Raw genomic sequence first — 13,376 nt, 5'->3', positions numbered from 1 at the left:
TACCGTAATCATACGGTATTGGCACCGTAGTGCCGACGCGCGCAGCATAAAAGGATGAAAGAACGCACCCCCCTGCACGTTTCGCTGCACGCCGCCATTGCCGATCGGCGCGATGACCTGATCGCGCTGACCCAGGATCTGATCCGTATCCCGACGCTGAACCCGCCGGGCGACAACTACCGTGAGATCTGCGACTACCTCGACCGGCGTCTGTCGGCCTCAGGGTTTGACACGCAGCTGATCCGGGCGTTTGGCGCGCCGGGCGACAGCGACAAGTACCCGCGCTGGAACATCGTCGCGCGGCGTGACGGGGCGCGCACCGGTGAATGCGTCCACTTCAACAGCCATATCGACGTGGTCGATGTCGGCAAAGGCTGGACGACGGACCCCTTCGGCGGAGAGCTGAAGGACGGCAAGATCTATGGCCGGGGGGCCTGCGACATGAAAGGTGGCCTCGCCGCCAGCATCATCGCCGCCGAAGCCTTCCTCGCCGTGGTGCCCGACTGGGCCGGCGCGATCGAGATTTCCGGCACCGCGGACGAGGAGTCGGGCGGCTTTGGGGGCGTGGCCTACCTCGCCGAAAAGGGCCATTTCGCCAATGTGCACCACGTCATCATCCCCGAACCGCTGAACGTAGACCGCATCTGCCTCGGTCACCGCGGCGTCTGGTGGGCCGAGATCGAGACTCACGGCGAAATCGCCCATGGCTCCATGCCCTTCCTCGGCGACTGCGCCGTGCGCCACATGGGCGCCGTGATGCACGAGATGGAAGAGACGCTGTTCCCGGCGCTGGCGCTGAAACACACCGCCATGCCCGTGGTGCCCGAAGGCGCCAAGCAGTCGACGCTGAACATCAACTCGCTGCACGGCGGTCAGGCTGAGATTTCGCGCGCCGAAACCGGCCTGCCCAGCCCCTGCGTGCCCGACAGCGCCCGCATGGTGCTCGACCGCCGCTTCCTGATCGAGGAAAGCATCGAAGAGGTCATGGGCGAGATCCAAGGCGTGCTCGACCGCGTCTCGGCCCGCCGCCCGACCTTCAGCTACGACATGCGCGAGATGATGCGCGTGCTGCCCAGCATGACCGACCAGAATTCGCCCGTGGTGCAGACCGTATCGCGCGCCATCAGCGATACGCTGGGCCGCGATCCGCAATATGTTGTCTCGCCCGGCACTTATGACCAGAAGCACATCGACCGGATCGGCAAGCTGAAGAACTGTATCGCCTATGGCCCCGGCATTCTGGACCTTGCCCACAAGCCCGACGAATACGTCGGGGTCGAGGAAATGATGCAGTCCGCCGAAGTCATGGCGCTGTCGCTGGCGGAACTGCTGGTGGATCGCTGAGGCCGCCCTTGCGCCCCCTGCGATATGGGGGCCAACTGTCCCGGTATGCTGCGCGTGCGACATCTGGACGGGCGCGGAGTTTCCAGTGATGATGATCCCGGCTTTGCGGCGGGCCACGGCCCGATGTACCGCACCGGCAATAGCCCCAACGTGGGCAAAAACAGGGAGAACGACATGATTGCCAAGATTTCTGCCGCCGGTCTGGCCTCAGTGCTGGCACTGACGCTGACCACCGGGGCGGCCTTTGCGCAAAAGACGGACCTGACCCTCGGCCTGCAGCTTGAGCCGCCAAACCTCGACCCTACCTCCTCGGCCGCCGGGGCGATCGATCAGGTGGTCTATTCCAACATCTTCGAGGGCCTGACCCGCTTTGGCCCCGATGGATCGATCAATCCGGGTCTGGCGAAAAGCTGGGACATCTCGGACGATGGTCTGACCTACACCTTCCACCTGGTCGAGGGCGCCAAGTTCCACGACGGCACGGATTTCGAGGCAACGGACGTCAAGTTCTCGCTCGACCGTGCCCGCGCCGACGACAGCACCAATGCGCAGAAACCGCTGTTCGCCGGGATCGCGTCGGTCGATGTGGTGGACCCGGCGACCGTCAAGGTGACGCTCTCCGCGCCCGATGGCGCCTTCCCGTTCAAGATGGCCTGGGGCGATGCGGTGATCGTGGCGCCTGAAAGCATCGACGGCATCGCCAACACCCCCGTCGGCACCGGTGCCTTCAAGTTCTCCAAATGGGTGCAGGGCGATTCGGTCACCATGGTGAAGAACCCCGACTACTGGGGCACGCCGGCCGAGCTCGACAGTGCGACGATCAAGTTCATCTCCGATCCGACGGCCGCTTTCGCGGCGGTGATGGCCGGGGACGTCGACGCCTTTGGTGCCTTCCCCGCGCCGGAAAACCTGCCGCAGTTCGAGGCCGATCCCCGCTTCAAGGTGCTGATCGGCTCGACCGAGGGCGAGACGATCCTGGCAATGAACAACGGCCGCCCACCCTTCGACAACAAGCTGGTGCGCGAAGCTGTCGCCCATGCCATCAACCGCCAGGAAATCATCGACGGCGCAATGTTCGGCTACGGCACGCCGATCGGCACCTTCTTCGCGCCGCACAACCCCGACTATGTCGATCTGACCGGCCTGTCGGAGTACGACCCCGAGAAAGCCAAGGCCCTGCTGGAAGAAGCTGGCGTCACCCTGCCATTGCGCGTCAAAATGACCCTGCCGCCACCCTCCTACGCCCGTCGCGGCGGCGAGATTGTCGCGGCCGAACTGCGCGCCGTCGGCATCGAGGCCCAGATCGAAAACGTCGAATGGTCGCAGTGGCTTGAGACGACGTTCAAGGGCGCCCACGACTATGACCTGACCATCATCTCGCATACCGAACCGATGGACATCGGCATCTACGCCAACCCGGAGTACTACTTTCAGTACAACAACCCCGACTTCCAGAAGCTGATGGCCGACCTCAACCTGACCACGGATGCAGCAAAGCGTTCGGAGATGCTGAAACAGGCCCAGACTATCCTTGCTGAGGACTATGTCAGCGGGTTCATGTTCGAGCTGCCGATGCAGACGGTGGCCAACGCCAAGATCGAAGGCCTCTGGGTCAACCAGCCGACACAGGCCGCCGATCTGACGGCAGTGCACTGGGTCGACTAAAACCACCGCCTGCCGGAGCGAATGGCTCCGGCGGGCTTCGCTTGTCAGGGGGCGTGCTTCTGGCGCGTCCGGGTGCCTCCGGCGGAAGTATTTTTGGCAAGATGACAAAGAGCGGCGCCCCAATTCGTTTCCCTGTTGGAAATATCCCGGGGGAGTCGCGCGGCACGCGCGGCGGGGGCAGAGCCCCCTTCCGAAGGTGCCAGAGGGCGCTGAGATCGAGATGACACTGGGTCAGGACAGACATTTATGATTCGTTACACACTGACACGACTGACATCGCTGATCCTCAGCCTGGTGGCGGCCTCGGTCGTGATCTTTGCCGCGATCGAGGTGCTGCCGGGCGATCCGGCCTCGGTCATGCTGGGGGTGAACGCTCAGGAAGACACGCTGGCGGCGCTGCGCACCGAACTGGGGCTGGATCAGGCGCCGGTCGAGCGCTACCTGACCTGGGTTTCGGGCATGGTGCATGGGGATTTCGGGGTCTCCTATACCTATCGTACACCTGTCGCGCAGATGATCGTGGATCGTTTGCAGGTCTCTCTGCCGCTGGCGCTTTATGCGCTGGCGCTGACGGTGCTGATCGCGTTTCCGGTCGGGATCTGGGCGGCATCTCGGAGGGGGTCTTTTGCGGATGTCTCTGTCATGGGGCTGACGCAGCTGGGCGTCGCTATTCCGAACTTCTGGTTTGCCATGCTGATGGTGCTGGTCTTTGCCATCAATCTGCAGTGGTTTTCCGCCGGGGGCTTTACTGGCTGGGGCGAGGGGCCTCTGCTGGCGATCAAGTCTCTGACACTGCCGGCGATTGCGCTGGCACTGCCGCAGGCGTCGATCCTGGCGCGAGTCATGCGCTCGGCCTTGCTGGACACGTTGTCTGAGGACTTCATCCGCACAGCCCGTGCCAAGGGGCTGACACGGCGGCAGGCGCTGTGGCGGCATGCGTTGCGCAATGCGATGATCCCGGTGCTGACCATCATCGGCATGCAGTTTTCCTTTCTGCTGGCAGGCGGCATCATCATCGAGAACGTCTTCTATCTGCCCGGTCTTGGCCGGCTGATCTTTCAGGCGATCTCGGCCCGCGATCTGATCGTGGTGGAGAGCGTCGTCATGCTGCTGGTCTTTGCCGTCGTCATGGTCAATTTCATGGTCGAGCTGGCCTATGCCTTCGTTGACCCCAGACTGAGGGTGCGCAGATGAGCGACCAATCCCTGTCCCCTGTGCAAGCGTCATCGACCCTTTGGATTGCCCTGCGCTCGCGCAGTCTGATCCTCGGGCTGGTGCTGACGCTGACCTTTGTCGCCGCCGCGCTGATCAGCTTTGTCTGGGTGCCCTATGACATCACGACCTTGGATATTGCCAACAAGATCAAGGGGCCGAGCGCGCTGCATTGGCTCGGCACCGATCACTATGGCCGCGATATCCTGTCGATGATCATGCAGGGTGCGCGCACCTCGATCGCCGTGGCGGTGCTGGCGGTCGGCATCGGGATGCTGATCGGCGTGCCTCTGGGCCTTTGGGCGGCCGCGCGGCGGGGCAGCCTGCTGGACGAGGTCATCATGCGGACCAACGATCTGGTCTTCGCCTTTCCGTCGCTGCTCATTGCGGTGATGATCACCTCGGCCTTTGGCCCTTCCGCGACCAATGCGATCATTGCCATCGGCATCTTCAACATCCCCGTCTTTGCCCGGCTGACCCGCTCAAGCGCGCTGAGCCTGTGGCAGCGCGACTATATTCTGGCGGCGCGGGTGGCGGGCAAGGGCGCGGCGCGGATCAGCTGGGAACATATCCTGCCCAATATCACCAACATGATGATCGTGCAGGGCACCATCCAGTTCTCGCTCGGCATTCTGGCCGAGGCGGGGCTGAGCTATGTCGGTCTGGGCGCGCAGCCGCCCACGGCCAGCTGGGGGCGGATGCTGGCGGACAGTCAGACTTTCATCTCCTTCGCGCCGCATATGGCGCTGTTTCCCGGCCTTGCCATCCTGCTGACCGTGCTGGGGCTGAACCTGATGGGCGACGGCCTGCGCGACCTCTTTGATCCCAAACTGCGCAGGGGCCGGACATGACGGAAACAGACATGAGCTTGCTGACCATCGAGAACCTGTCGCTGTCGATCCACGGCACGGCGATCCTGCATGATGTCTCGCTCAGCGTCGCGCCGGGGCAAATCCTTGGTGTCATTGGCGAAAGCGGCTCGGGCAAGTCGATGACGGCCTTCGCCTCGATGCAGTTGCTGCCCGAGGGTGCGCGTTGCACCGGGCGCATCTCTCTCGCCGGGCATGAGGTGCTGAGCCTCACGGAGGCGCAGATGTGTGGTCTGCGCGGCAAGGCCGTCGGCATGGTGTTTCAGGAGCCTATGACGGCGCTGAACCCGCTGAAGACCATCGGCGATCAGGTGGCCGAGACGATCCTCATGCACGAGAAGATCTCCCGTCGCGACGCTATGACCCGGGCCCGCGACGCCCTTGCCCGCGCTGAGTTGCCCGAAGACCGCTTTCCCATGACGCGCTATCCGCATGAGCTGTCGGGCGGCCAGCGCCAGCGGGTCGTCATCGCCATGGCCATCGCCCTGCGCCCGGCGCTGCTGATCGCGGATGAGCCGACGACGGCGCTGGATGTGACCACGCAGGCGCAGATCCTCAAGCTGCTGACGCGGCTGGTGCGTGAGGATGGCATGGGCCTGCTGATCATCAGCCACGACCTCGCCGTTGTGGCCGATATGGCGGATGAGATCGCGATCATGCAACGCGGCCGCGTGGTCGAACGTGGCCCTGCCAAGACCCTGTTCCAGACCATGCAGCACCCCTATTCGCGCGCGCTGCTGGCGGCTTCGACCCATGCGCCCGACCGCACGCCCGGCATCAACGACGACGCTCTGCTGGTCGTGCAGGATGTGGTGCGCAGCTATACCCTGCCGCGCAAATCGCTGTTCGGCGCGCCGCGTGTCATTCAGGCGGTGCGCGGCGTGTCATTCCAGATCCGGCGCGGCGAAAGCCTCGGGCTGGTGGGGGAGTCCGGCTGTGGCAAATCCACCCTGACCCGCGCCATTCTGGGGCTGGAAAAGGTCCAGTCGGGCGAGATCACTTTGGGCGGCCAGCCGGTCTTTACCGGCCACAGGCCCAACCCCGAGGTGCGCCGCCGCCTTCAGGTGGTCTTCCAGGACCCCTATGGCAGCTTCAACCCCCGCCACCGGGTCGCGCGCCTTGTGACCGAGCCGTTCCATCTGTCGGAAAACCCGCCCCAAGGCGCCGCCCGCGCCGCCGCGATTGCCGAGGCGCTGACCGCCGTGGGTCTGAGCCCCGAGGATCAGCACAAGTACATCCACGAATTCAGCGGTGGCCAGCGGCAGCGGATCGCCATTGCCCGCGCCCTGATCACCCGGCCCGATCTGATTATTCTGGACGAGGCCGTCAGTGCCCTCGACGTGCAGGTGCGGGCCCAGATCCTCGACCTGCTGGCGGATCTGTCGGAACGTTTCGGGCTGACCTATCTGTTCATCAGCCACGATCTGTCGGTCGTGCGCTCGATCACCGACCGGGTGCTGGTGATGAAGCTGGGCGAGATTGTCGAGCAGGGGCAGACCGAACAGGTGCTTGATGCGCCGCAGCATCCCTATACACAGCAACTTGTTGCAGCCGCGCCGCGCCTGCCCGAGAACGTCTGAGCCGAAAACGCCCTAAGAGAATACGTCTGAGAAAGAGAGGCCCCCGCTGGGGCCCGGAGGAATATGATGACCGCGATCCCCGAACTCTGGTTCGACCCGTCCCGTTGCCTGATTGCCGGCGAATGGGTGAAAGCCGCCGCCGGCACGCTGCCGCTCTATGATCCCTCGACCGGGGCCGAAATCGGCGCCATCGCCCGTGGGGGCGCGACCGAAATCGACGCCGCCGTCACGGCCGCGACCGAGGCCTTTCACGGCGTCTGGCACCGCACCCCGGCAGTCGAGCGTGGCCGCATCCTGACCCGTCTCGGCCAGCTGGTGCTGGAGCGTGTCGAGGCGCTGGCGATGATCGAGGCCCGCGATGTCGGCAAGCCCTACAAGCAGGCCCGCGCCGATGCCGTGGCCCTTGCCCGCTACATGGAATTCTACGGCGGCGCGGCGGACAAGCTGCTGGGCCAGACCATTCCCTATATGGATGGCTACACCGTCTACACCCTGCGCGAACCGCATGGCGTGACGGGCCATATCGTGCCCTGGAACTATCCGATGCAGATCATCGGGCGCTCTGTCGGCGCGGCTCTGGCGGCGGGCAATGCCTGCGTGCTGAAACCGGCCGAGGATGCCTGCCTGACTGCGCTGGCCTTTGCCGACCTCGCCAAGCAGGCCGGTCTGCCCGATGGCGTGCTGAACGTGGTGCCGGGCCTCGGCGCCGAAGCCGGTGCCGCACTGACCGCCCATCCCGGCTTGCACCACATCTCGTTCACCGGCTCGGTGGCGACGGGCGCTGCGGTGCAGATCGCCGCTGGGGCCAATGTCATCCCGGTCACGCTGGAGCTTGGCGGCAAGAGCCCTCAGGTGGTGTTTGACGATGCCGACCTCGACGCGGCGCTGCCGTTTCTGGTCAACGCGGGCATTCAGAACGCGGGCCAGACCTGCTCTGCCTCCTCGCGCATCCTTGTGCAGCGCGCCCGCTACGATGAGGTGGTCGAGAAGATGGCCGCCCGTTACGGCGCGCTGCGGGTCGGCCCTGCGGTCGATGACCTCGACGTCGGGCCGCTGATCTCGGCCAAGCAAAAGGGGCTGGTCTCGGGCTTCATCGAACAGGGGCATGACCTGCAACTGGCAGGCCAGGCGACCTTGGGCGATCTGCCCTCGGGCGGCTATTACGTGCCGCCGACCCTCTTCGCCGGGGTTTCGCCCGATCACACGCTGGCCCAGAACGAGGTCTTTGGCCCCGTGCAGGTCGTCATCCCGTTCGAGGACGAGGCCGAGGCCATCGCCATCGCCAACGGCACCGACTACGGCCTTGTCGCCTCTGTCTGGACCGACAGCGGCGCACGTCAGATGCGTCTGGCCAAGGCAATCCGCGCCGGTCAGGTGTTCCTGAACAACTACGGTGCCGGTGGCGGGGTCGAACTGCCCTTTGGCGGTATTGGCAAATCCGGTCATGGCCGCGAAAAGGGCTTCGAGGCCCTCTATGGCTTTACCACGCTCAAGACCGTCGCGGCCTTTCACGGCTGACACGCTGATATTATCGGAGAATACCACATGAGACTTCAGGGCAAGACCGCCATCGTCACCGGCGCCGCACAGGGTTTTGGCGAAGGCATCGCACGCCGCTTTGCCGAAGAGGGCGCGCACGTCATGGTCGCCGACCTCAAGGGCGAGCTGGCGCATAACGTCGCGTCTGAGATCGGCGGCCTCGGGCATGGCATCGACATCACCGATCCCGACAGCCTGCTGACCATGTTCGACCGCGCCGAAGCCGAGCTTGGGCCGATCGACATCCTCGTCAACAACGCGGGCGTCACCCATCTGCCGCAGCGGATGGAGGACGTTTCGGAGGAAGACTTCGACCTGATCTATGCCGTCAACGTCAAGGCCATCTACCGCGCCGCCAAGATCCTTGTGCCGCGCATGAAGCAGCAGGGCAGCGGCGCGATCCTCAACATCTCGTCCACCGCCGGGATCAGCCCGCGTCCGAACCTGACGTGGTACAATGCCTCGAAAGGCTGGGTGAACACGGCGACACGCTCCATGGCGGTTGAGCTTGCCCCCTTCGGCATCCGCGTCAACGCGGTGAACCCCGTCGCGGGTGAAACCCCCCTGCTGCAAAGCTTCATGGGCGAGGATACCCCCGAGGTGCGCGCCAAGTTCCTATCCTCGATCCCGATGGGCCGGTTCACCACGCCGAAAGACATCGCCGATGCCGCGCTCTATCTCTGCTCGGACGAGGCGGGGATGGTCACGGGCCTGTGCATGACCGTCGACGGCGGCCGCTGCATCTGATCTGCACGTCAGGATCCGCGTTCCGGCGACCCCGCCGGGACGCCTCCAGCCGCTGTTCCATGATTTTGGTTGATATGGGGCATCACAGCACACCCCCTTTCAACCGGACCGGACATAGGGTATGCACCCACGTCCCGATTGATAGGAGTCTTCCACTATGGGTTACAAAGTCGTCGTCGTAGGTGCCACAGGTAACGTGGGCCGCGAAATGCTGAACATTCTGGCTGAACGCGAGTTCCCGATTGACGAGATCGCCGCACTGGCATCGCGCAAGTCGCTGGGAACCGAGATCAGCTTTGGCGACAAGACCCTGAAGACCAAGGACCTCGACACCTTCGATTTCACCGGCTGGGATATCGCCCTGTTCGCCGTCGGCTCGACCGCGACCAAGGAATATGCGCCGAAAGCGGCTGCAACGGGCTGTATCGTGATCGATAACTCCTCGCTCTACCGCTACGACCCGGATGTGCCGCTGGTGGTGCCGGAAGTGAACGCGGACGCGGTCCTCGGCTATCACAAGAAGAACATCATCGCGAACCCCAACTGCTCGACCGCGCAGATGGTCGTGGCGCTGAAGCCGCTGCATGACCGCGCCCGCATCAAGCGCGTTGTCGTCTCGACCTACCAGTCGGTGTCCGGCTCGGGCAAGGCGGGCATCGACACGCTCTGGGACGAGACCAAGGCGATCTACAACCCGACCGACAACTATTCGTCCGAAACCTATCCCAAGCAGATCGCTTTCAACGTGATTCCGCATATCGACGTCTTCATGGAAGACGGCTCGACCAAGGAAGAATGGAAGATGGTCGCCGAGACGAAAAAGATCATCGACCCCAAGATCAAGGTCACCGCGACCTGCGTGCGCGTGCCTGTGTTCGTCGGCCACTCCGAAGCGATCAACATCGAATTCGAGGATTTCCTCGATGAAGACGAAGCCCGTGACATCCTGCGCGAAGCGCCCGGCTGCATGGTCATCGACAAGCGCGAAGACGGTGGCTACGTCACCCCGATCGAATGCGTCGGCGACTATGCGACCTTCATCAGCCGCATCCGCCAGGACAGCACCATCGACAACGGCCTGAACATCTGGGTCGTGTCTGACAACCTGCGCAAAGGCGCGGCCCTGAACGCCGTTCAGATCGCCGAAGTCCTGGGCCAGAAGGTTCTGAAAAAAGGCTGATCTTCAGTCGGTTAAGCGACAAGCGGGCGTCCCTCAGGGGGCGCCCGTTTTGCATTTTCGGCGCTGCGAACTGCCGAAACCCGCCGATTGCGGTGCGGTTTTGCGTCGCCTCTTGGCCCCGCCCTGCCGACATGAGCATCATGGGGAAATTGTTCAGACGAGGTTTCCCATGCGCTCCGCTTTTATCGCCCTCTGCCTGCTCGCGCCGAATGCGCTTCTGGCCGAGGACGTTGTTGTTTCCAGTGCTGTCAGCGATGTCACCGTGTTTCCCGACGGGGCTTCGGTGCACCGCAGTGCCAGCTACGCCATCCCCGCCGGATCGCACCGCCTGATTCTGACCGACATGCCCTTCGTCGACCCCTCCAGCCTGCGCCTGTCGACCTCGGCGGCCAGCATCGGGGCCGTCGCCTATCGCGATGATTTCGTGCCGCCCCGCTCGGATGCCGAGACCGCCGCGATCGAGGCCGCCAAGGCGCGCATCGACTCCATCAAGGAGCAGATCGCCGAAGTTGAGCGCCGCGCCCGCGACGCCGAGCTTGAGGCCGATGCCGCCAATGCCCGCATCGACTTCCTCGTGCAGCTGGGCCGCTCCGACGGCACCGGCGCCTCCGATCCTGCGCGTCTGCGCGATCTGCTGGCGCTGGTCGGCACCGAAGGCCTGCAGGCCCGCAAGGATGCCGCCGCCGCGATGGACCGCGCCGCCGAGATCCGCAAGCAGGCCAAGCCGCTGAACGATGACCTCGACCTCGCCGAAGCGGCGCTGAAATCCGTGCAGAACGAGAACAAGCAGCGCAGCTACCTGACGATCGAGGTTGAATCCGACGCCGCGGCCACCGGCACGCTGGATCTGACCTACACCAGCTACGACGCCGGCTGGCAGCCCGCCTACGACATGTCGCTGACCACCACCGGCGACGCGCCTGCGCTCAGCGTTGAGCGTGCCGCCTATATCCACCAGTCGACCGGCGAAAACTGGACCGATGTGGCGCTGACGCTGTCGACTGCGCGCCCCTCGGGGCAGGTGCAGCCCAGCGATCTCTGGCCCGACTTCCGCCAGATGCTCGACGAAGCGCCGCGCCCGATGCCGATGGCCCGTGGCCTCAGCAGCGCCAAGATCGAGACGGATATGGAAGGTGCGATGCTGATGGATGCGCCTGCGCCGATCACCGCCAGCACCGGCACGCTGAACGGTGTCACCTTCACCTATGACTATCCGCGCAAGGTCTCGGTCGCCAGCGCCGCCGAGGCGGTCAAGCTCGACCTCGGCACGCTGGACGTCAAACCGCAGGTGTTCGCGCGCGCCGTGCCGATGCTGGACCCGACTGCCTACCTCGTCGCCAGCTTCACCAATGATACGGGCGAAATGCTGCTGCCGACCGACGCTGTGCAGCTGTTCCTGGACGGCACCTTTGTTGGCCGCCGCAGCATCGCCCTGCTGCCCGATGGCGAGGAGGCCGAATATGCCTTCGGTCCCATCGACGGCCTGCGCCTTGAGCGCCGGGTCAATGACCGGATCGAGGGCGACCGTGGCATCATCTCGCGCACCAACGAACGCAGCGAAGCGGTCACGATCACGCTCGACAACCTGACCTCGCGCGATTGGGATGTGCGTCTGACCGACCGCGTGCCCTATTCCGAACAGGAAGACCTCAAGATCGAATGGAGTGCCGAGCCGATGCCCGAAGTCACCGATGTCGATGGCAAACGCGGCATTCTGGAATGGCGCCTGCCGCTGGCCGCCGGTGAAAGCCGCGAGGTGGCACTCGACCACAAGATCACCTGGCCCGAGGGAAAATTCCTCAACTGATCATATTTGAGTGATCTGAGCCGGGTGCCGGACATCCCCGCCGCGCCCCCGTCTCAGTCCGCCAGCCCCGTGCCATTGGCCGGGGCTGGCTTTTTTTATGGGTCGGCTCTTGCCTTCGGACCAGACCCTCAGATCGGCTCGAATACCTTCGACGACGGCAGGTACTGTTCGACCGTGCCATTGCCGATGTCGTGCCAGAGACCGTGCACCGACAGATCCCCCGAGGCGACGCGTTCCTCGACAAAGGGGAAGGTCATCAGATTTTCCAGCGACACCAGCACGGCCTCACGCTCCAGCGCGTTGCGCTGTGCGTCATAGCCGTCCAGATCCTTGATCCGGTCATAGCCGGGGCGCAGCAGATCCATCCAGCGGCCGACAAAGCTGGACTTTTCCTCCAGCTCGGGCGCGCGTCCCGAACACATGTCCAGACACCCCTGCACGCCGCCGCAGCCCGAATGCCCCATGATGACGACATGGGCGACCTTCAGCGCGGTCACGGCATATTCCAGCGCGGCGGATGTGCCGTGCTGCTGGCCGTCGGGCAGATAGGGCGGAATCAGGTTGGCGATATTGCGGTGAATGAAGAATTCACCCTGATCGGCTCCGAAGATGCCGGTGACATGCACGCGGCTGTCACAGCAGGAAATGACCATCGTCTTGGGGCGCTGGCCCTCGTCGGCAAGGCGTTTGTACCACGCTCGGTTTTCGGCAAAGGCCGTGGCCTTCCACCCGTGATAGCGTTGCACCAGAAGGGAGGGGAGTGGCTTGGCTCTGTCCATTGAAGGCTCCTCGGATGCGTCAGGCTCAAGGTCTTATAGGCCTGTGTCGCGGTTGGTGAAACGTATTAACAGCGAATTGCCTGAAAAACCTTTGCAAATACACATTAGTTTGCCGCGCTGTTCCGCTGTTTCCGCAAGGATTTGGGAAGGTCGAGGGTGCATCTTCTCTGTTGGCCGTGGGGGCTATGAAACAAGGGTGAGTGTATCGTGGAACATGTATTGGTTCTGGCGCAGCAAGAGGTCGTCCGTCTGGACCCTGACCGGCTTGAAGCGCTGTATCTGCAACTGGGCGAGTCCGGGGCCGAAGACGTGGTCTGTCGCGCGATGGAGGAGGTCGCCGTGCGTCTCAGCCATACTGAACGCCTCTACCGGCAGGACCGGATGGGCGACATGCGCAAATCGGCGCGCTCACTGGTGGCGATTGCCGATCAGATCGGCATGAACGCTCTGGCGCGGGTTTCGGGGGATGTGACGCGCTGCATCGACACGGGCGACCCGGTGGCGCTGGCCGCGACGCTGGCGCGGCTGCTGCGCGTCGGCGAACGCTCTCTCACCGCCGTGTGGGATTTACAGGATGTGACCGTATAGGCTCCACTCCGGGGCTTGCGGCTGGGCGGCACAGGTCTACCCTATGGGTCAGACCACAGCAGGAAT

11 protein-coding genes are annotated in these 13,376 nt (G+C 64.1%); 10 read left to right on the top strand and 1 reads right to left on the bottom strand.

The window, feature by feature from the left end:
• The first annotated feature begins 54 nt into the window (after positions 1 to 54).
• From F3W81_RS13455 to F3W81_RS13415, 9 genes are all read left to right on the top strand, one after another.
• Positions 55 to 1,344, top strand: coding sequence for an acetylornithine deacetylase/succinyl-diaminopimelate desuccinylase family protein (locus F3W81_RS13455; protein WP_193079653.1), 1,290 nt, complete (start codon positions 55 to 57; stop codon positions 1,342 to 1,344).
• A 174-nt stretch (positions 1,345 to 1,518) separates the two neighbouring features.
• On the top strand, positions 1,519 to 3,009 hold the full coding sequence (locus F3W81_RS13450; protein ID WP_193079652.1) for an ABC transporter substrate-binding protein: 1,491 nt from the start codon (positions 1,519 to 1,521) through the stop codon (positions 3,007 to 3,009).
• 246 nt (positions 3,010 to 3,255) lie between these two features.
• Positions 3,256 to 4,203, top strand: coding sequence for an ABC transporter permease (locus F3W81_RS13445; RefSeq protein WP_193079651.1), 948 nt, complete (start codon positions 3,256 to 3,258; stop codon positions 4,201 to 4,203).
• A complete protein-coding gene (locus F3W81_RS13440; RefSeq protein ID WP_193079650.1) occupies positions 4,200 to 5,072 on the top strand; it encodes an ABC transporter permease in 873 nt (290 codons plus the stop codon). The genes F3W81_RS13445 and F3W81_RS13440 overlap by 4 nt, the downstream gene beginning before the upstream one ends.
• Positions 5,073 to 5,083: 11 nt before the next feature.
• A complete protein-coding gene (locus F3W81_RS13435; protein ID WP_193079649.1) occupies positions 5,084 to 6,670 on the top strand; it encodes an ABC transporter ATP-binding protein in 1,587 nt (528 codons plus the stop codon).
• A 66-nt stretch (positions 6,671 to 6,736) separates the two neighbouring features.
• Entirely contained in the window at positions 6,737 to 8,188 is a 1,452-nt protein-coding gene (locus tag F3W81_RS13430; protein ID WP_193079648.1) for an aldehyde dehydrogenase family protein, read from the top strand.
• Between the two features lie 27 nt (positions 8,189 to 8,215).
• A complete protein-coding gene (locus F3W81_RS13425; protein WP_193079647.1) occupies positions 8,216 to 8,956 on the top strand; it encodes an SDR family oxidoreductase in 741 nt (246 codons plus the stop codon).
• Between the two features lie 157 nt (positions 8,957 to 9,113).
• A complete protein-coding gene (locus F3W81_RS13420; protein WP_193079646.1) occupies positions 9,114 to 10,136 on the top strand; it encodes an aspartate-semialdehyde dehydrogenase in 1,023 nt (340 codons plus the stop codon).
• A 169-nt stretch (positions 10,137 to 10,305) separates the two neighbouring features.
• Positions 10,306 to 11,943, top strand: a complete 1,638-nt coding sequence (locus tag F3W81_RS13415; RefSeq protein ID WP_193079645.1) for a DUF4139 domain-containing protein — start codon at positions 10,306 to 10,308, stop codon at positions 11,941 to 11,943.
• A 128-nt stretch (positions 11,944 to 12,071) separates the two neighbouring features.
• On the opposite strand, the gene F3W81_RS13410 is transcribed toward F3W81_RS13415, so the two are convergent.
• Positions 12,072 to 12,722, bottom strand: coding sequence for a carbonic anhydrase (locus tag F3W81_RS13410; protein ID WP_193079644.1), 651 nt, complete (start codon positions 12,720 to 12,722; stop codon positions 12,072 to 12,074).
• 207 nt (positions 12,723 to 12,929) lie between these two features.
• On the opposite strand from F3W81_RS13410, the gene F3W81_RS13405 reads away from it, so the two are divergent.
• Positions 12,930 to 13,310 carry a hypothetical protein gene (locus F3W81_RS13405; protein ID WP_193079643.1) on the top strand — a complete coding sequence of 127 codons (381 nt, stop codon included), beginning with the start codon at positions 12,930 to 12,932 and terminating at the stop codon, positions 13,308 to 13,310.
• Positions 13,311 to 13,376: the final 66 nt, after the last annotated feature.

This window comes from Pseudooceanicola spongiae, from assembly GCF_014899185.1.
Classification (GTDB): Bacteria; Pseudomonadota; Alphaproteobacteria; order Rhodobacterales; family Rhodobacteraceae; genus Pseudooceanicola; species Pseudooceanicola spongiae.
This window is presented reverse-complemented; position numbering and strand designations above follow the sequence as displayed.